This is a genomic window from Xylophilus sp. ASV27 (genome assembly GCF_016428875.1).
Lineage (GTDB): Bacteria > Pseudomonadota > Gammaproteobacteria > Burkholderiales > Burkholderiaceae_C > Xylophilus.
The window spans coordinates 1-19,139 of record NZ_JAELTO010000022.1; the positions used below are offsets into that span (position 1 = coordinate 1).

Below are 19,139 nucleotides of genomic sequence, written 5' to 3' on the forward strand. Positions count from 1 at the left end.
CTGGGGCGACGGGTCGGCCGGCCGGTTGTCCGCGTCGCGCGCGCCGGTGCAGCCCAGGTCGGCGTAGCCGATGTCGTCGGCCAGGATGAAGATCAGGTTGGGTCGTTGCATGGCGGCAGGATAAATGAGAGGGGCATCAGAAGGCGCGAATGAATCCGGCCCGCTGGGGCAGGGCTGCTTCGTTCACGCCTTCTCAGTCAACCTGCAGTCCCACGCGTCTGTCGACGGTCTTCCAGGCATTCGACAAGGCCGCCGTGCGTTCCTGCGCGACGGCCGGGGCGGTGCCCGCCATCTCGATACCGATTCCCGCCGCACGCTCCCGATGCCCTGGCGCGCGGATCGCCGCGTCGAGCGCGGCCACGAAGCGCTGGCGTATGTCGGCCGGCACATTGCGCGGCTCCAGCATCACCAGCCAGAAGGATCCGCCGAAGCCCGGATAACCCGACTCCGCTACCGTGGGCACCTGCGACAGCAGGGGCGAGCGCTGGGTGGCGCTGCTGGCCAGCGCCACCAGCCGGCCGGAGGGGATCTGCGGCAGCACGGTCGGCTCTGCGAGGAAGCCGCAATCGACCTGTCCGCCGATCAGGTCCTGCATGGCAGGAGCCGGCCCCTTGTATGGAACATGTGCCATGTCCACCGTGGCGGCTGCGAGCAGCATTTCATGCGCAACTGGACCGGGCCCGCACTTCGCGCGCCGTGAGTTCACTCGCCGCCAAAGGCCTGCTGCAGCGCAGCGTCGGCCGCGGCGATCGGCGCTATTCAACCCTGTCGCTGACGGCGGAGGGACGAGCCCTGCACGCGGAGTCGTTCCCACTGGTGGCCGAGATCAACCGGGAACTCGTGTCGGTGCTGCCAGACCCGCTGGCCGGCGTCTTCGGCGAGGCACGGAATGCCTCATACAGCAAGCCCAGGCCATGACGGCCAAGGCCGAGTTGCCCAACGCCGGCCGTGGACGCCGTGCGCGTCGCGCTTGAGCATTGAGCGCTGGCGCGAAGGGTTTGCCGGCCCGTGTCCTCCGGGTGTTACGGGCGGAGACGTTCACATGGAAACACGTCCCCTTGTTACGTAACGAAGTTGCCACGCAGCCTTGCCAATGGACTCTTCCTCATCGATGGAGAGCAGGAAAAAACGATATAAATCAATGATCTAGCTGGAATAGACCACGTTGTCTGCAGCGCTGGAAAAAGCCGGCACACAAGTTGCCCTTTGTCTATGCATCCCGCCCTGTCCGTCGTCTCGACGAACGCCCGTGGGTCGATTTCATACAAAGGAAACATCATGGACAACGCACCCTCTGCCGGCATTGCAATACCCTCTAACAGCCAGGTAGCGCCCGTGATCGTGGCCCAGGCAATGCCGCCTGCGGCGGCAGCAGGTGCCGTTCCGGTAGCCAGTGGATCTATAGGGACTCTGTCGAACGCAACGTCCGGCGTGGAGATAGTACGCAACGGCTTGCGCATATCGGTGGAAGGCAACCAGGCCTTGCAGATCGGTGACCGCGTGATCGTGCCCGACGGTGGCAGGGCCAACGTGGTGTTTCCGGGCTCGGCTGCCAACCAAGCTCCGCTGAAAGGGGTATTCACGAGCGGCACCGATGCCAAGATCGGCGCCACACGGCTGCCCGGTGGCCTGGAACAGGTCAACGTCGATCTGGCCTCCGGCGACCTCGAGGTCACGCCGCCCGACAACGATGGGGGTGCTGCGGCCCTGGCCGTCACCAAGAAGCTGGCCCCGGCCGCCGGGGGCGGGCTCGGCCTGGGCGCGTTCGCCCTTGGTGCCCTGGGCGCTGCCGGCTTGGTAGCGGCTTTCAACAACAGTGACGACAGCGATGCTGATGCCGACGCCGATGCCGACGCAGACGCGGATGCTGACGCTGACGCTGACGCTGACGCCGATGCCGATGCCGATGCCGATGCCGATGCCGATGCCGATGCCGATGCCGACGCAGACGCAGACGCAGACGCCGATGCCGATGCCGATGCCGATGCCGATGCCGATGCCGATGCCGACGCCGATGCCGACGCCGACGCCGACGCCGATGCCGATGCCGATGCCGATGCCGATGCCGATGCCGATGCCGATGCCGACGCCGACGCCGACGCCGACGCCGACGCCGACGCCGACGCCGACGCAGATGCAGACGCTGATGCCGATGCCGATGCCGATGCCGATGCCGATGCAGATGCCGATGCCGATGCCGATGCAGATGCAGATGCAGATGCCGATGCAGATGCAGATGCAGATGCAGATGCTGACGCTGACGCTGACGCTGACGCTGACGCTGACGCTGACGCTGACGCTGATGCTGATGCCGATGCCGATGCCGACGGTGATCACCTGCTCAATCCCGTGGATACTTTGCTGGGCCAGGTCGTGAGCGGTCTGGACAAGGGCCTCCTGGGCGGTCTTGGTCTGGGCGCGGCGCTTACGCCAGTGGTGGGGGTGGTCGACTCGCTGACCTCCACCGTCGACGATCTTTTGGCACCGCTGTTGGGTAGCGAGTTCAAGCCGAACAATCCCAATTCCCTCGACCCCGTGGACAACGTGGTGAACGCCATCACCACTCCGCTGGGTGGCGTGCTGTCACCTGTGCTGGATGGGCTCATCGGCCAGGGCACCACTGCCGCGGTGATCGGTTCCCTGAATCACCAGGTCGACTACCTCACCGACGGCGTCAACCATTTGCTGGGCCTGCTCGGGCTTGGCGGCGTGGGCAGCCTTTTGGGGGGACTGGTGGGGGGCTTGACCGGCGGCTTGACCGGAACCCCGACGACTGGCGATGGCGTACTGATCCCCACCAGCACATTGGTGAGCAACCTGGCGGGGGTGCTCAGTGGAAACACGGGTGGCGCGGCCAGTCCGCTCACCGGCGTCCTGGGCGAACTGGGCCTGGGCACCGCTCTGGCGCCGGTTGCGGGCACCGTCTCCGGTGTGGTCCATATGGCCGATGGCCTGCTGGCACCTGTGCTGGGGACCGACTTCGCGGTCCATCACCCCAATGCCCTGGACCCCGTGGACAATCTGGCCGGCCACGTCATCGATACGGCCGGGGGTCTGGTGAGCCCCGTGGTGGATGGCCTGCTGGGGCAGGGCGCCACCGCATCCTTGCTGACGCCGGTGGTGCATCAGGTCGACTATCTGACCGATGGCGTCAGCCATCTGCTGGGCACCACAGGGCTGGCGCCGGTCGGAAGCCTGGTGGGCGGCCTGGTCGGAGGGCTGACGGGTGGCCTGATACACGGCACGCCGGGTACTGGCGATGGCGTACTGACACCGGTGAACACGCTGGTCGACAACGTTGCGGGGCTGCTGGACAAGGGACCATTGGGGAACATCGGGCTTGGCACGGCGCTGGCCCCGGTCACTGGCCTGGTCGGGCACGTGACGGACGTGGCCAATGGCCTGCTGAGCCCGGTGCTGGGAAGCGACTTTGCCGTCAACCATCCCAACGCCCTCGACCCGGTCGATGGCCTGGCGACCCACGTGCTCGGTGCGGCTGGGGGCCTGCTGAGCCCTGTGGTGGACGGTGTGCTGGGGCACGGCGCCACCAGCGCGCTGCTGACGCCCGTGGCGACCCAGGTCGACTACCTCACGGACGGCCTGGCGCATGTGCTGACCGGCGACGGCCTCGGTGGCCTGCTGGCGCCGGTGACCGGCCTGCTCGATGGGCACGCCGGCGGCCTGGGTGGCCTCGTGGCGCCGGTCACGGGCCTGCTGGGTGGCGGCACTGGCGGCCTCGATGGCCTGCTGGCGCCGGTGACCGGCCTGCTCGATGGGCACGCCGGCGGCCTGGGTGGCCTCGTGGCGCCGGTCACGGGCCTGCTGGGTGGCGGCACTGGCGGCCTCGACGGTCTGCTGGCGCCAGTGACCGGCCTGCTCGGTGGACATGGTGGTGGCCTGGACGGTCTTGTGGCGCCGGTCACGGGCCTGCTCGGCGGGGAGGCCGCAGGTGGTCCGCTGGCTCCGATCACGGGTCTGCTGGGCGGTTCCGCCGGCAGCAGCGTGCTGGCACCGGTCACCGGTTTGCTGGGAGGGGAGTCCACGGGCGGTCTGCTGGCACCCGTGACCGATGTGCTGGGCGGCGGCCACGCGGGGGGCTTACTGGCGCCCGTCACCGACCTGCTGGGAGGCGGCAGCAGCGTGTTGGCCCCCGTGACGGACCTGTTGGCCGGCTCGTCCTCCTCCAGCGCGGGCGGTCTGCTGGCGCCTGTGACGGGTCTGCTGAGCGGAGGCGCCAGTACGGGCAGCCCCCTGGCACCGGTCACCGGGCTGGCAGGGCATGTTCTGTCATCCGTCACCGACCTGCTCGGCGGCGTGGGCAACACCGGCGGCCTGCTGGCACCTGTCACCGGTTTGCTCGGCGGTAGTACTTCCGGTGCGGGCAGCGCCAGCACCGGCGACTTGCTGAGCACCGTGAGCGACACGCTGGCTCCGGTGTCGAGCCTGCTGGGGGGCGGCCACGGTTCCGGCGGCTCCGTGCTGGCGGGCCTGGGCAATCTGCTGGGCGGCCTGCATCACTGAATCGCGGCAGCGGAACAGCCGGCCCCGGTGCCGGCACCCGCTGCGCAAGGAGTCCACCATGACAGGCACTTCGCTTTCCCCGACCCGCCGCGCGGCGCTGATGCTGGCGTCGCTGACGCTGACGGCATGTACCACGGTGGGCACGCCAAGCAAGAACACCACCGACTACTACTACGCGAGCCAGCGCGCCCAGGGCGGCTCGCCCGTGTCGGCCGTCGTGACCCGGCCTGCGCCTGCGGCGCTCGCCCAGGATGGCCCGGCCGGCGTCTCGAAGATCGTCTACTTCGATTTCGACAAGGCCGTGGTCAAGCCCGAGTACCGCGAAATCATCCGCGCCCACTCCGACTTCCTGCGCGCCGAGCCACGGCGCAGCGTCGTGCTGGAGGGCAGCACCGACGAGCGCGGCGGCCGCGAATACAACCTCGCGCTAGGCCAGCGCCGGGCGGATGCGGTACGCCAGTCGATGGTCCTGCTCGGGGTTCCCGACAGCCAGATCGAGGCGGTGAGCCTCGGCATGGAAAAGCCGGCCTCCCCGCTGCGCACGGAGGAGGGCTACCGGTTGAACCGGCGCGTGGAGTTCCGCTACCCCTGATCCCATCCGTTTCCACGGGACCGCCATGACCTTGTCCGACCAACTCGACCAATGCCGCGCGGCGCTGGCAGCGTGCGGCGCCCGCCCGGCTGGAGCCGGGGCGGCGGTGCTGTTTTTCTCGGTGAGCGATGGGGAGCATCGTGCCGAGGTGCTGCACACCGTGGGCGTCAGTTTCGACGCGGCGTGGCTGGCGGGCGTGCAGCGCCTGCGTCAGCGCTGGGGCGCCGCGCTGGCCGGGCGCAAACCGCTGTGGTTGCGGGTGGACGCGGTGGAGCGTGTGCAGCAACTGGCCTGGACCCACTTCAAGGCCCAGTTGAAGCTGACCAAGCGCAACTACTTCCGCTGCGGATTGGCGCTGGATGCGGGGTTCCAGGAGGCTTATACCGAGCAGGAGCTCAACGCCAACGGCATGCTCTACGGTGGCAACGAGGTCGAGCATGCCATGGTGAATCCGCGCAACTTCGGGCGCTACGCGCGGCGGCGCTTCAATCGGGACCCGGATGTGGCGCAGTTCGCGCCCGAGCGGCCGGTGGTTCTGTTTTCGACGCGCGGCGTGTACTGCGGGCCGCAGGAACGTGCCGCGATGGCGCTCGCCGCATCGGGTATGGAAATAGGCAGGCGGGTCACCGCGCCCATGACGGCGCGCGACGCCTATGCACTGGTGGCCAGCGGTGCCCGCTACCTCGCGCGCCAGGTGCTGCCGCAGGGGCGCTTCGCCTACGGCTGGTTTCCCTGTTTCGGCAGGCCCATCTCGGGCTACAACGGCCTGCGCCATGCCAGTTCGCTCTACTCGATGGTCGAGGCCTGGGAACTGACCCACGACCAGGAACTGATGGAGGCCATCGACCGCGCGCTGGCCTGCCTGACTGAGACTCTGATCCAGGTCCGTACCCTGCCCGATGGACAGCGTGCCGCATTCCTCATCGACGTCGGTGACGAGATCAAGCTGGGCGGCAATGCTGCCTGCGTCTTCGCGCTCGCGCGCTACTGCGAGGCCACCGGCACGCGGCACCTGCTGCCGCTGCTGGAGCAACTGGCCGTGGGCATGCTGCACATGCAGGACCCGGCGATGGGCCGGTTCGTCCATGTGCTCAACGCTGGCGACCTGTCGGTGAAGCAGGAGTTCCGCGTCATCTACTACGACGGCGAGGCTGCCTTCGGCCTGATGCGTCTGTACGGCCTGACGCGCGATCCGCGCTGGTTGGCGGCGGTGGAGCGCGCCTTCGACTACTTCATCGCCAAGGAGCACTGGCGCGCGCATGACCATTGGCTGAGCTACTGCGTCAACGAACTGACCCTGTACCGCCCGGAGGAGCGCTACTTCCGCTTTGGCATCCGGAACGTGGCCGACCACCTGGACTTCGTGCTGGCGCGGCAGACCACCTTTCCCACGCTGCTGGAACTCATGATGGCGGCCCAGCAGATGATCGCGCGGCTGGGCACCATGCCGGCCCTGCAGCACGTGCTGGCCGGCCTGGACATGGAAAAGTTCCTGCGCGCGCTGCACCACCGGGCGAACTACCTGCTCAACGGCTTCTTCTGGCCGGAGCTGGCCATGTACTTCGAGAAGCCCTCGCGCGTAGTGGGCGCCTTCTTCATCCGCCACCATGCGTTCCGCGTTCGGATCGACGACGTGGAGCACTACGTCTCGGGGCTGGCCGCCTACGGCCGCTTCCTGCAATCGCAGTCCCAGCCGTCGTCGGAGCGGGTGCCCGACACCGCCGCCGCGCCGTGTCCGGCGCCGGAGGCCCCGGCGCGCGCGCGTGTGGTCTGGGGCGGCGACGTCAATCTGGGGCGTCGCCTGCACTTCCGCCTGCGCGAACTCGGCGGGGCTCGACAGATGCTGGGCCATCTCGCGGTGCTGCGCGAAGCCGACATGCGCATCGTCAACCTGGAGTGCGTGGTCGCCACCGAGGGCGAGCAAGGTGTGCAGAAGGACGAGAGCGGCCCCTACTACTACCGCGCGAGACCCGAGATGCTGGCCGTGCTGACCGAGGCCGCCATCGACGTGGTGACCACCGCGAACAACCACAGCGGCGACTATGGGCCGCGGGCGCTGATGGAGCAGCGCACCCTGCTGGAGGCCGCAGGGATCGGCCAGACCGGCAGCGGCCGCTCGTGGGACGAGGCCTGCACGCCCGTGCTCCGAGTGGCAGGCGGGGTGCGCGTTGCGGTGTTCTCGTTCGACGCGACCCAACCCCGGTTCGCGGCAGGCCCGGATCATCCCGGCATCGCCTGGCTGTCACCGGATGATCCGGCGGCCTGGTGCAAGGCGTTGGCGCCGCGCATTGCCGCCGCACGGCGCCAGGCACACGTGGTGCTGGTGGCCGTGCACTGGGGCGAGAACCTGGCCACGGCGCCCGCGCCGCAGACCGTGGCACTGGGGCACTCGATCATCGACGCCGGCGCGGACGCGGTGCTGGGGGCGTCGGCGCACGTCGTGCAGGGCATAGAGATCTACCGCGGCCGCCCGATCCTCTACGACGCAGGCGACCTGCTGTTCGAGTCCGTGCGCAGCGGCCTGGCCGATGGTGGCGTTTTCACCCTGGAGCTTACGCCTCAGGGGGTGGAGGCCGTGGTGTTCACACCCATCGGCGTCGGCTACGGCTTCAGCCAGGCCCTTGAAGGGGACCGGGCCCGGGCGGCCGCGTCCGAATTCGCCGGCAAATGCCTGGCGCTGGGGACCGTGGTGTCGCTGCTGCCGGGCGGCCGTTGCGCCGTCGCCCTGACGCCGCCCGCCCGCCCGGTGCCGATCACCGTCGGCCCGGCCCCGGTCTGCATTGCGCCCATGGCGCAGAGGCCTGCCGCGCGGCATCCCGAGCCCTGCAAGGCCGCTCGCCCGGAATGGCGGGTGGCGCAAGTCCCGGAACACGCGCGGATGGACCCGATCCAGGTCGGTCCGCTGCGCCTGCTCGGTCTGCGCTGCTCGCCCGAGCAGCTCAAGCGGCGCGGGATGCTCTGGATCGAGTCCTTCTGGTCCTCCGATGCCAAGTTGCAGCAGGACCTGCGCCTGCAGTTTCGCGCCGTGCCGGCCCGCAGCCGCAGCATGCCTGCGTGGGGCGAGGGCATGGACCACGACCCGTGCGACTGGATGTGGCCTACCAGCCGCTGGGAGCCGGGCACGATCTACCGTGACTTCTACGGGCTGAGGCCGCCGCCGGCCTCCCTGTTGGAGAGCGACGTGCTACGCCTGGAAGTGCGTGTGGTGGGCCCCGGCGTGTCGGCCGCGCCGGTGCTGCTGCCGCTGTGGCATGGCCTGCGCGTGCCGGCGCCGGCTGCGCCTGCCGCCGTGCCCGCGGCGGCCCGCAGGGACCCACCCGGCCACACGTGGACGGCGGAACAGCTGCGGCAGGCCACCGGTGGGCGCTGGCTGGTGGAGCCGCCTGCGGGCTGGCACGCGCGCTCCGTGGTGCGTGGGCCGTCGCACATCGCCATGTTGCCGGGCCCGACGCTGTTCGTCGCTTCCGACTACCGCGCGCTGGCCGCGCACGAGGCGTACAGCCGCCCGAAGGCCCTGACCTGGGACCGGCATCGGGACCTGCCCAAGCTCCAGGACCAACTGGCCGGCGCCATCGTCGCGCGTCCCGTGGAGGGGCTGGATGCCTCCTTCCCCCTGCTGCAGGTGGAGGATCCGATCGCCGCCCTGATAGCGCTCGGGCTCACCGCGCGGCAACGCTTCCAGGGCAAGGTTGCGGCGGTGACCGGCACGGCCGGCAAGTCTTCCACCGTGGCCATCCTGCGCACCATCCTGCCCGAGCACTCCAGGGTGCTTTCCACCATCGACAACTACAACTCGCGCGTCGGCGTGCCGGCGATGCTGGCCAGCCTCGCGGCCAACGACGACGCCTGCATCCTGGAGATGGCGCAGAGCTCCCTGTGGATGAATTCCGGCCCGATTTCCCTGAAAGCCCGGCCGCACGTCGCCATCCTGACCGAGGTGGACCTGTCGCAGACCGGCACCGCGGCAACGCTGGAGCGCACGGCCGAGTTCAAGTCGCGCATCTTCCTGGGACTGGAGCCCGGCGGCACGGCCGTGTTCGGAGAGCATCTGCCGCATTTCGAACTGGTGAAGCGCGCAGCGCTGCGCACCGCCGGCCAGCTCCTGGTGGTCGGCACTTCGCCGCAGGCCTCGCTGCGCCTGGTGGACGTGCAGCCGCAGGGCGGCGGCTATCGGGTGCGCCTGTCGTTGCAGGGACGGGCACTGGCCTATGACCTGCCCATACCCTCCATGGCCATGGTGCGCAATTCGGCCATGGCACTGGCCGCGGCCCACGCCATGGGCCATGACGCAGAGGCCGCCTGCGCGCGCATGCCGCTCGTGCGCACACCGCCCTCGGTGCTGGAGCGGCTGGAGGTGTGCACGCGCAGGGGCATACGGGCCACGGTGATCGACGACAGCTGGAATGCCGAAGTCCTGTCCATGCGCAATGCCATGGACTATGCGCGCCGGTACGAGGAGCACTCCGGCCAGCGGGTCAACCGCAAGATCGCCATCCTCGGACGCATCGTCAACCTGGGCGACGATGCCGCGGCGTTGCACCGCGGCCTGGCCCGTCCGTTGCTGGACAGCGGCATACAGCATCTGGTGACGCACGGCGCGGAGATGCGCTGGCTGCGCGAGGAGATGCCGGCCGAGACGCTGGGTCCGCATTTCGATTCGGCTCCCGACCTCGTGCGCTATGTCGAAGGCTTCATACGCGACGGAGACCTGGTGCTGGTCAAGGGCGACCGCGTGGACTCCGACTTTGGCGACATCGCGGGCCTCCTGCAGAGGCTTTGAGAGGCCGGTGCGATGCGCAACATCCTCCTTCCCGCGCTGCTGGCACTGGCCTGCGTGGCGTTCGCGCAGCGTGCCACGCCGCCTGCGGAACCCGCGCAGGACGTGCTGGAGTGGAACCGTCCCGCGAATCGCAGCGCCTGCCCCGATGCGCCCACCTACCTCTGGGTGCAGAGCCGGGGCGGTCCTGCGTGCATACGCTACTTCGCCAGCGAAGGCGTGTACCAGGCGCCCATTGCGATCGTGCAGTTCTCCGGTGATCGGGACGACGTGATGGACCTGCCGCCCGCGCAGATTCCCGGCAACACCGTGCGCGCACGGCTGCGCGATGCGCAGCGCAGCTACGAGCGTGCCGGCGTGCCCTGGGTGTTCGTCGCACGTCCGGGCACCTACGGCTCGTCGGGCGACCACCGCGCCCGCCGGCAGGAGTCCGAGGCGCTGGCCCTGGACGCCGCGGTCACCGCGCTGATCGAGCGGCTGGGCATCGGCCGCGTGGTCCTGTTGGGGCACAGCGGCGGCGCCACCGCCGCGGCGTCGATGCTGACCCACGGCCGGACCGGCGTGGCCTGCGCCGTGCTGACCTCCGGCGCCTACTCGCTGCTCGAACGCGCGCGCATGCTGGGCCGCTCCAACGGCGGGCGCACCGACACCACGGGCAGCGCCAGCTTCTACGATCCGCTGGACCATATCGATGGCATGGCGCGGGACCCCGAGCGCAGGATCGTGCTCATCGGCAACCGCGACGACCGCAACACCCCCTTCGCCCTGCAGGAAAAGTTCGCGCGCGCACTGGCGGCCGCTGGCCACCAGGTCGTCGTCATGACACATGCGGCCGAAGCACCCGAATACCACGACCTGAAGGACCACATCGGACCCCGCATGGCGTCCGTGTGCGCAAGGCAGTCACTGTCCGTCCCGTCCGCCGCAACCCTTCCCGCAGGAGCCACGCCATGATCAAGTTCCTGCTGCCCCGGCAGCTCGTGGCGCAACGCCCGGCGCCGCCGGAATCCGGCGCCTGCGGCGACGCGGTGGGCGTGGCCTTCCGGACCGCCTACCCGACGCTGGTGCGCGCGGCCTGGTGGTCGGTCCCCATTAGCATCTTCGGTCTGCTGCCCTCGATCTTCACGCTGCAGATCTACGAGCGGGTGATCTACCGCAGCGGCTTCGCCACCCTGGCGGCCATGGTCGCAGGCATGTTCTGCGTGCTGGCCGTGGAGTTCTGGATGCGCACCCAGCGCTCGCGCCGGCTGCGCGACGCGGGCGCGACGATCGATCACGGTGTCTCCAACGCGCTGATACAGTCCATGCTCAAGCGGCCGCTGCGCATGCTCGAGGCGCGGCCTGCATCGGCATGGTTCGCGCTGTTCCGCGACGTCGGTGCGGTGCGTGGTACGGTCACCGGCGGCCTGATGCTGTCCATCTTCGATCTGCCCATGGCATTCTTCGCGCTGGTGCTGATCGGCATCATCGCCTGGCCGGTGCTGCCGGCCGTCCTGGCCTTCCTGGCGGTGCTGTCCTTCCTCGCATGGTGGTGGGCCGACGAGGTGCGTGCGGGGCGCGTGGAGGAGACGGGCCGCGGGCGCGACCTGGACCGCGCCACGGCCGAGATCTGCCGCGCCCGCGAAACCCTCAAGACGCTGGCCCACGACGAGCCGACGGTGCGGCTCTGGCGCGAGACCTACGACGCCTGGCTGGCCGAGAGCTTCCGCAAGAACGGCCAGATCGAGCGGGCGCGCGAGTCCGCGACGGTGCTGCTGACCGTGTTCTCGACGGTGGTGTTCGCCGTCGGCGCCGTGGCCGTGCTGGAGCAGTGGATGACCGTGGGCAGCATGATCGCTGCCAACATGCTCGCGGCCAAGGCGCTTTCTCCCGTGGCCGGGCTGGCCTCCAACTGGCGGGCGTTGGCGGCGGCGTCGGAGGCGGCCTCGCGCCTGGAGAAGGTGCTCCAGGAGCCGCTCGAGCGCGCGCCCACCGGCGTGAAGCTGCCGCAGCCCAGGGGCCGCGTGCGGCTGCAGGGCGTGAGCTTCCAGTACGCGAGCGCACCGCATCCGGTGTTGAAGGAAGTCGACCTCGAGATGGGGCCGGGCGGCCTGCACGCGATCGTCGGGCGCAACGGCTCCGGCAAGTCGACGCTGGCGCGGCTGATCGGCGGCCTGTACACGCCGGACCAGGGCAAGGTGCGGCTGGACGAATACGACATCGCACAATTCTCGCGCGAGGAGCTGGCCGAATGGGTGAGCACCCTGTCGCAGGAGGTCTACTGGTTCGGCGGCGAGCTGATCGAAGCGCTGCGCCGCGCCGCGCCGCAGCAGAGCGACGAGCAGATCGTCGCGGCCTGCCGCCTGGCGGGCGCGCACGAGTTCATCTCCCGCCTGCCGGCGGGCTATCGCACGGCGGTCGGCGAGGGTGGCGCCGGACTATCGGTGGGCGAGCGCCGCAAGCTCGCGCTCGCGCAACTGTTCCTGCGCAGCCCCTCGGTGCTGCTGCTCGACGAGCCCAGCAACGACCTCGACTTCCAGAGCGAATCGACCCTGCTGGCCGCGCTGGCCGCGGTCGCCCGCCATCGCACCGTGTTGGTGGTGACCCACTCGCTGCGCATCGCGTCCATGGCGCAGCGCGTCTACCACGTGACTGGGAACGGCGATGTGGAGCAGGGCACGCCCGCGGTGATGGTGCCGCGCCTTTTTGGCGTGAAGGTGCCCGCCGTGTCGGTGACCGAGCCCTCCGAGCCCGAAGCGGAGCCGCCGGTGGCCGTGCCCCGGGCCGTCAATGAAAGGACCTTCCATGGCTGACGCACTGGCTTCACCTCCGCCGGGGCGGCCTGGCGATCTACCGGATGTTCTGCGCCCCGGCCGGGCCGCGGAGCCGGCGGCGGCCGCGGGCCCATTCCTCCTCCGGCTTTGGACGACGCGCGGCCCCTGGCTGCTGTGGGGCGGCGTGGCCGTGCTGGCGCTGGTCGGGCTGCTGTACCCGGTGGAGAGCGTGGTGGTGTCGCAGGGCCGCGTGATTCCTTCGGACCGCGTCAAGAGCGTGCAGCACCTTGAAGGCGGCATCGTCAACGCGGTGCTGGTGAAGGAAGGCGAGCGCGTGCGCCGCGGCCAGACGCTGGTGGAGATCGACCTCGGCGGCACCGGGCTCAACCTGGAGGAACTCAGCGCGCGCCACGCCGCGCTGCAGGCCACGCGCATCCGGCTGACGGCCGAGAGTCAAGGCCGCCCCCTGCTGCGCTCGGCGTTTCCGGCGGGCACGGACGAGGCGGTCTTTGCCGCCGAGAAAGGCGCCTACGAGGCCCGCGCGCTGGAGCAGCGCGGCGTGATGGCCGGTGCGGTATCGGGCTACGAGCAGGCGCGCAGCCGGCAGATCGAGCAGCAGACCAAGGTGCTGGGCCTGCAGGAGCGCCTGGCGCTCTACGAGCGCGAGATGCAGATATCCGAGCAACTGCTCAGCGAGAAGCTGGTGGGCCAGGTCGAGGTGCTGGAGAAGCGCCGCCAGATGGAGTCGGTACGCAGCGATCTGGCGGTGGCGCGCCAGGGCGTGGTGTCGGCGGCCGCCGCGATCACCGAGGCGAACGCGAAGATGGCCGAGGCCGAAGGGCGGTTCCGGCGCCGGGCGTCGGACGAGCTGTCGGCCCTCGAGCGCCAGCTCGCCAGCGTCAACGAGGACCTTTCCCGCGCCCGCACGCAGCGCTCGCGCACGGAGGTCAAGGCGCCCTCGGACGGCATCGTCAAGGGCTTGCGCAATTCCAGTTCCGGCTGGGTGGTCAAGCCTGGCGAGCCGATCATGGAGATCGTGCCCGACGACGAGCAGATCATGATCGAAGCCCGGCTGAGCCCCAACGACCGCGGCTTCGTCGCGCTCGGGCAGCCGGCCCGGGTCAAGATCACCGCCTATGACTTCCTGCGCTACGGCGCGGTGGACGGGCATGTCACCCTGGTGGCCGCCGACGCCGATCGCGACCCCACGGCGGCGAATTCACCCACCTATTACCGCGTGCTCGTCAGCACGGCCCAGGACTACGTGGGCCGGCCGGCGAACCGCATCACCGCCGGGATGGAGGCGGAGATCGACCTCAAGGTCGGCTCCGACCCCTTCATCTGGCACATGATGCGGCCGGTGCTCAAGTTGCAACGCGAAGCCTTCAGGGAGCCATGATGCGCGGCGCCGCCACCCGAATTCCCTTCCGTCTCTGTGCCCTGATCGCCGGCCTGGCTTCGGGGGCCGTCCATGCCCAACCGCCGCTGCTGCCCACGACGCGGCTGTCGCAGCAATCGCTGGGTGCCGTGGCGGCCATCGACAGGGTCAAGCTGGCGCTTCTCTCGCTCTCGCAGGACTATCCCGAGATCCTCAGCGCCGAGGCCGCCGCCTCCACCAGCGGCTATGAGCTGGAGGCCGCCAAGACGGCCCGCTATCCGCGCATCAAGCTCGGCTCCTCGGCGGGGAACTCCAACAGCGGAACGGTCAATGGCGGCTCCAAGTCCTACACCGTCTTCAGTGCCGACGTGCGCATGGCGCTGATCGACGGCGGGGGCATGTCCTCGCGCATAAGGATGGCCGAGGCCCAGACCGGCGCGGAGGGCGAGGCCCTGAAGTCCACCGTGCAGAAGGTGGTGCTCGATGCCTTCACGGCCTATCTGCAGGTCCAGCGCTACGACCTGAAGGCGCGCGTGGCGGAGCGCTCGGCGGAGGTGCTGGGCGATCTGCTGCGCATCGAGCAGCGGCGCGTCGACCTGGGCGCGACCGGCCAGAACGATCTGCGCATGGCCGCGTCCCGCCGCGCCAGCGTCCGCGCCAAGCAGCAGGACTTCGAGGCCCAGCGCGCCGACGCCAGCGGAAAGTTCGAAACCTATTTCCGCTTCCCGCCCAGGACCGACTTCCTGCCCACACTGGCGGCGCCCGAGCAGTGGTTGCGGGTCTCGCGCGAAGAGGCCCTGCGCGTGGCGGAGGAGGGCAGCACCGAACTGGCGGAAGCACGGGAGCGCATCGCTCGGGCCGAGGCCCAGGTCGAGTTCCAGAAGGCCTCGCGCTTTCCCACGCTCGAAGCGGTGTATGGCAAGACCCACGATCCGCGAGGAATCCTCGTCACCCAGCCGACGCGGATCGGGGTGGAGCTGAACTGGAACTTCGGCAACGGCTTTGATGCGCAGCTCCGCATTCGTTCCGCTCTGGCCGAGGTGGACAACCAGCAGGCCAAGTTCGAGGCTGCCCGCCGCAACCTGATGGAGCTCACGGGCGCGTCCTGGGACCGCACGAGTGCGGGGCGCGAGCGCGAGCGCGAACTGCGCGAGGCCGTGGCCGAGTCAGGCGCAGCCTTCCGCGGCCGCTGGCGCCTGCTGGAGTTCGGGCGCGAGACGCTGCCGCGCGTGCTGGACGCGCAGGTGGACTACTACACGCTGCTGCAGGACTACGTCGACGCGGTGTACGACCTGCGCATCACCGAGCTGCGCCTGGCGCGCGCCACCGGCCGGCTCATGGTGGCGCGCGACGGTGACAACGGCTGGATCGACACGGTGTTCACCGGCGCGGCGCGCCCGGTGCTGGCCGGCGATGGCCTGGATGGCACGCTGTGCATCGCGCAGCGCGCGCCCTGCATCGCAAGCCCGGATGCCGGCACTGACGATACGGGGATCGCGTTGCGGCCGGCGGGACAGATGGGGACGCTGTAGGACCGGATCCGGATGCCGTACGCCATTTTCTGCATGAAAAGTGCTTGCATCCCAGGTTTAACCTGGGCTTGCAGCTATATATTTAATAGCGAACGCGCTGCTGCGATTGCGGGCCGTGAGGAGTCCGGGCGTGCGCGGCGCGACTTCAACGGCGCCTATGACTCATCGGGGATGCTCGGCTCCCCATCGAGGATCTGGTACTTGCGCATCTTCTCCCACAGCACCTTGCGGCTGATGCCCAGTTCATGGGCCGTGTCCTGCCGGCGCCAGTCGTTGTTCTCCAGTGCGGCAATGATGCGGTTGCGCTCGTTGCCGTTCCAGCGGCGGCGCTCGCCCACCTCCGGCCGCTCCGGCTCCGCCGCGCTGGGCGCGACGCCGCGCATGAGCTGCAGCGCGCGCTGGATCAGCACCTGGTCCCAGACGCCCATCTGCCGCACGATCACGCCGACCCGCTCGGCCAGGTTGCGCAGTTGCCGCACGTTGCCCGGGAAGTACATGCCCGAGATCGCATCGGTCAGCCAGTACGGGATCTCCTGCAGCGCCTTCTGCTCCTCGCCGAGCACCGAGTTGAGGATGGCTTTGAAGATGGCGATCTTGTCGATCACGCCGCGTTCTTCCAGGCTCGGCACGTGCAGCTCGATCACGGCCAGGCGGTAGAAGAGATCGGCGCGGAAGTCTCCGCCGTTGACCATCTCGCGCAGGTCGCGGTTGGTGGCTGCCACCAGCCGGAAGTCGAGCTTGACCGGCGAGGTCGAACCCAGCCGCGTCACCGCGTTGTCCTCCAGCACGCGCAGCAGCTTGACCTGCTGGTAGCGCGGCAGGTCGCCGATTTCGTCCAGGAACAGCGTGCCGTTGGTGGCCTGCTCGAAGTAGCCCTTGTGCGCGTAGGCCGCGCCGGTGAACGAACCCTTGGCATGGCCGAAGAACAGCGACTCGAACAGGCCGTCGGGAATGGCGCCGCAGTTCACCGCCACGAAAGGACCGCGCCCGTAGCGGCTGTGGCCCGCGTGCAGATGCTGCGCGATGCGCTCCTTGCCCACCCCGGTCTCGCCATGCACCAGCACGTTGTGGTCGCAATCGGCGAAGGCGTTGACCTCGGCCAGCAGGACCTGCATGCAGTCCGAATTGGCGATCAGCGCCCCGGGCTGCTGGATGGAGGCGCCGTGCGCGCGCATCTGCCGCACCAGCTTGATCACCATGGTGCGCAGCTCCGCGCAGGTGAAGTCGAAAGGCAGCACGTGCAGGTACTCTGGCGGGTAGCTGTGGGGCAAGCGGTCGCGCGACGCGGCGCCCACCCAGATCACCGGCATGCCCTGCAGCACTTCCGCCGACGGGGGCACCCCGCCACCGTCGATCATGGTTACGCTGATGATGGCCAGCGCCGCCCGCGACGCATCGCGGTCGGCCGGCAGCGGCAGGCCGTCCGCGCGGATCACCTCCACCTCGAAGCTCGACATGCAGCGCGCGATGCGGTCCTGGATGTCGGCCTTGCCCTCCCATACGTAGAGGTCGAGGTCGTCGAAATGGTCTTGGGTGCGCATGGCGTGCAACTTGTAGTTTTCTGCGGCGGGTGAAAGGGGCCACTCTGTGAAAGATAGTCGTTAATAGACGAGTTCGGCGTCGGCGCCGCAGGTTAGCTGTGCGCCCACCTCGGCATTGGACAGGCCGATGCCCAGCACGTTGCCGAGCAGCAGGTTGAGAAGCGGGTCCAGCAGCGGGGAGAGCAGGCCCGAGACCACACCCTGCAGCAGGGCGATCACGCCGCTCAGGGTGTTGGTGAGCAAGGCCAGAACGCTGGCCAGCCCGCCATTGGCACTGCCCCTGGCGGGGATCGCCTTGAGTATGTTGAGACCCTGGAGGGTGCTGCTGACGGTAGCGAGGATGTTGCTTGTCCCGGGAACGGGCTGGTAGTCGGCAGACGTCCAGGGTTGGCCGACCCTGTTGGGATTGTTGAAGCTCAACGGACTGGTCTGGGCGCCCACGGGCACCTGGGCCTGGAGGGCCAGACCTCCGCCGTAATACGCCTGGCGGTTCGCGTAATCGCACTGAACAGGTATCAGGCCCAGCAGTATGCGGGTACATGCCATCTTGCCGATGTCGAGGACGGGGACCGGCGTCGTCTGCGGCGGCGTGCGCGTGGCAAAAGCGGCTGCCTTCGTGCTCGCCCAGGTGTCCGCCAGCTTGCCGACGCGAACGTCCGCAATGGCCGTTCGGGTCTGGACGGACAGGGACTTGTTGTTGGCGATGCAACTGTGATGGGTGACCCATGCCGCGGCGCCGCCCGCATCCAGGCTGATGTCGAGCTTGATCGGAGGCGGCAGAAGGTCGATGTCGGTCACGTTCTTGGTGCAGACCAGCACGCAGGAGAGCACATCGCCGATGACTCTGAGATCGAGGCTCAGAAGACCGTTCAACAGCGTGGTGACGGGTGACAGCAGGTTGGTGACGGCGCCCGCAAGGCCGGTCACTCCGCCGAGCGCGGGCAGACTGACCGAGATCAGGGCACGTACCTGGGCCGTGCTGATGTAGATCTTGTTGTCGCCCAACGGATCCGTCTCCGCCAGCACCGGGTTGCCCACCGCACTGAACTGCGCCGGCTCGATGACCTTCACCGCGAGGTTGATGTTCGCCAGCCCCAGCAGGGAGATGGGGACTTCGACCGAGGCGGCGCTCCTGGCGTTGGCAATTCCTGCGACGGCCTGCACCAGTTGCAGCACCTGCAGTTTCGTCAGGAGACCGTTCATGGGGGTGCCGCTCTGCAGGCCGAGCAGTTCTCCCAGGGTGACATCGAGACGGGGAACGATGGCGCCGATGCCCAGCAGGCCACCCAGCGCCGCGGCCGTGACCTGCGCCGTGTTGCCGCCCTTGGGCAAGGCCGTCACCGCCGCGTCGATCAACTGGCCCAGCGTCACCTTGGTGTTCAGCAACTGATCGTAGTTTCCCACCTGCAGGCCCAACGCAAGACTGAGCGCATCCAGGTAGTCGAGCAGGCGGATGTTGGCGTCGACGATGCCCTGCCATGTCGCCACCCCCAGATTCAGGCTGCCCCCGAGCAGGCCGCCCACCACGGCGTTGAGCAGGCTGGACCTCGAGGAATCGATCGTGAGCAGCGCGCTGCGGACGCTGAGCGCCGCCAGCGGCGTGTTCATTTTTGCCGTGGCCGAGGCGCTGATGATGCGTGACGGATTGGCGGTATCGAAGACGAACCAATACGGCACCGCGCGCGACACTGTGACCCGCACCGCGTTGCTGTTGATGGTTGTGGCGGTGAAGCGCTCGCCCGCGTTGTCGGGCGTTTGGGACCAGACGCCGCAGACCGGATCGCCGGCGATGGCGAAGACCTCGGAAGCCGTGCGGGCGTTGAGCAGCACGCTGTCGCGCGCGGCCTGCTGCGCGGTTGCGCAACTGTCCAGCACCCGCTGCGCTCCCGCCAATGCCGCCATGTCGGCGACCCGCTGGGCCTCGCGGCGCTGCCAGAAGACGTTACCGATGTCGATGCTCATCAGGCAGATCAGCGCGACCGTGATCCACAGTACGCCCAGGACGGCCGCGCTTCCCCGCTGGCGCCCCGGGGGGGGGACGCCTG

10 protein-coding genes and 2 pseudogenes are annotated in these 19,139 nt (G+C 69.1%); 8 read left to right on the forward strand and 4 right to left on the reverse strand.

The genetic code is table 11. The features are described 5' to 3' along the window. Positions 1-193: 193 nt before the first annotated feature. A complete protein-coding gene (locus JHD63_RS06900) occupies positions 194-658 on the reverse strand; it encodes a Bug family tripartite tricarboxylate transporter substrate binding protein (protein WP_370590411.1) in 465 nt (154 codons plus the stop codon). A 38-nt stretch (positions 659-696) separates the two neighbouring features. Between JHD63_RS06900 and JHD63_RS06905 the strand changes: the two genes are divergently transcribed. From JHD63_RS06905 to JHD63_RS06945, 8 genes and pseudogenes are all read left to right on the forward strand, one after another. Further along, on the forward strand, positions 697-918 hold the full coding sequence (locus JHD63_RS06905; RefSeq protein ID WP_198970013.1) for a MarR family winged helix-turn-helix transcriptional regulator: 222 nt from the start codon (positions 697-699) through the stop codon (positions 916-918). A gap of 360 nt (positions 919-1,278) precedes the next feature. Beyond that, a pseudogene (locus JHD63_RS25265) lies at positions 1,279-2,643 on the forward strand (hypothetical protein); the annotation flags it as partial. Between the two features lie 1,936 nt (positions 2,644-4,579). Continuing rightward, positions 4,580-5,113, forward strand: a complete 534-nt coding sequence (locus JHD63_RS06920) for an OmpA family protein (RefSeq protein WP_198970016.1) — start codon at positions 4,580-4,582, stop codon at positions 5,111-5,113. Positions 5,114-5,138: 25 nt separating this feature from the next. Next, positions 5,139-9,893, forward strand: a complete 4,755-nt coding sequence (locus JHD63_RS06925; protein WP_198970017.1) for a CapA family protein — start codon at positions 5,139-5,141, stop codon at positions 9,891-9,893. 12 nt (positions 9,894-9,905) lie between these two features. Beyond that, the gene (locus tag JHD63_RS06930) at positions 9,906-10,844 is read left to right on the forward strand and encodes an alpha/beta hydrolase family protein (RefSeq protein ID WP_198970018.1); all 939 of its coding nucleotides are present in this window, start codon (positions 9,906-9,908) and stop codon (positions 10,842-10,844) included. Beyond that, the gene (locus JHD63_RS06935; protein ID WP_198970019.1) at positions 10,841-12,682 is read left to right on the forward strand and encodes a peptidase domain-containing ABC transporter; all 1,842 of its coding nucleotides are present in this window, start codon (positions 10,841-10,843) and stop codon (positions 12,680-12,682) included. The genes JHD63_RS06930 and JHD63_RS06935 overlap by 4 nt, the downstream gene beginning before the upstream one ends. Further along, on the forward strand, positions 12,675-14,042 hold the full coding sequence (locus JHD63_RS06940; RefSeq protein ID WP_198970020.1) for an HlyD family type I secretion periplasmic adaptor subunit: 1,368 nt from the start codon (positions 12,675-12,677) through the stop codon (positions 14,040-14,042). The genes JHD63_RS06935 and JHD63_RS06940 overlap by 8 nt, the downstream gene beginning before the upstream one ends. After that, positions 14,042-15,553 (forward strand): TolC family protein, encoded by a 1,512-nt coding sequence (locus JHD63_RS06945; protein ID WP_198970021.1) that lies wholly within the window; start codon positions 14,042-14,044, stop codon positions 15,551-15,553. Before JHD63_RS06940 ends, JHD63_RS06945 begins: the two co-directional genes overlap by 1 nt. Positions 15,554-15,708: 155 nt before the next feature. On the opposite strand, the gene JHD63_RS06950 is transcribed toward JHD63_RS06945, so the two are convergent. The 3 genes and pseudogenes from JHD63_RS06950 to JHD63_RS24545 form a co-directional block, all read right to left on the reverse strand. Continuing rightward, positions 15,709-17,094 (reverse strand): sigma 54-interacting transcriptional regulator, encoded by a 1,386-nt coding sequence (locus JHD63_RS06950; protein WP_198970022.1) that lies wholly within the window; start codon positions 17,092-17,094, stop codon positions 15,709-15,711. Between the two features lie 60 nt (positions 17,095-17,154). After that, the gene (locus JHD63_RS06955) at positions 17,155-18,996 is read right to left on the reverse strand and encodes a TadG family pilus assembly protein (RefSeq protein ID WP_255519256.1); all 1,842 of its coding nucleotides are present in this window, start codon (positions 18,994-18,996) and stop codon (positions 17,155-17,157) included. Then, a pseudogene (locus JHD63_RS24545) lies at positions 18,982-19,098 on the reverse strand (pilus assembly protein TadG-related protein); the annotation flags it as partial. The gene JHD63_RS06955 and the pseudogene JHD63_RS24545, both read right to left, overlap by 15 nt. Positions 19,099-19,139: the final 41 nt, after the last annotated feature.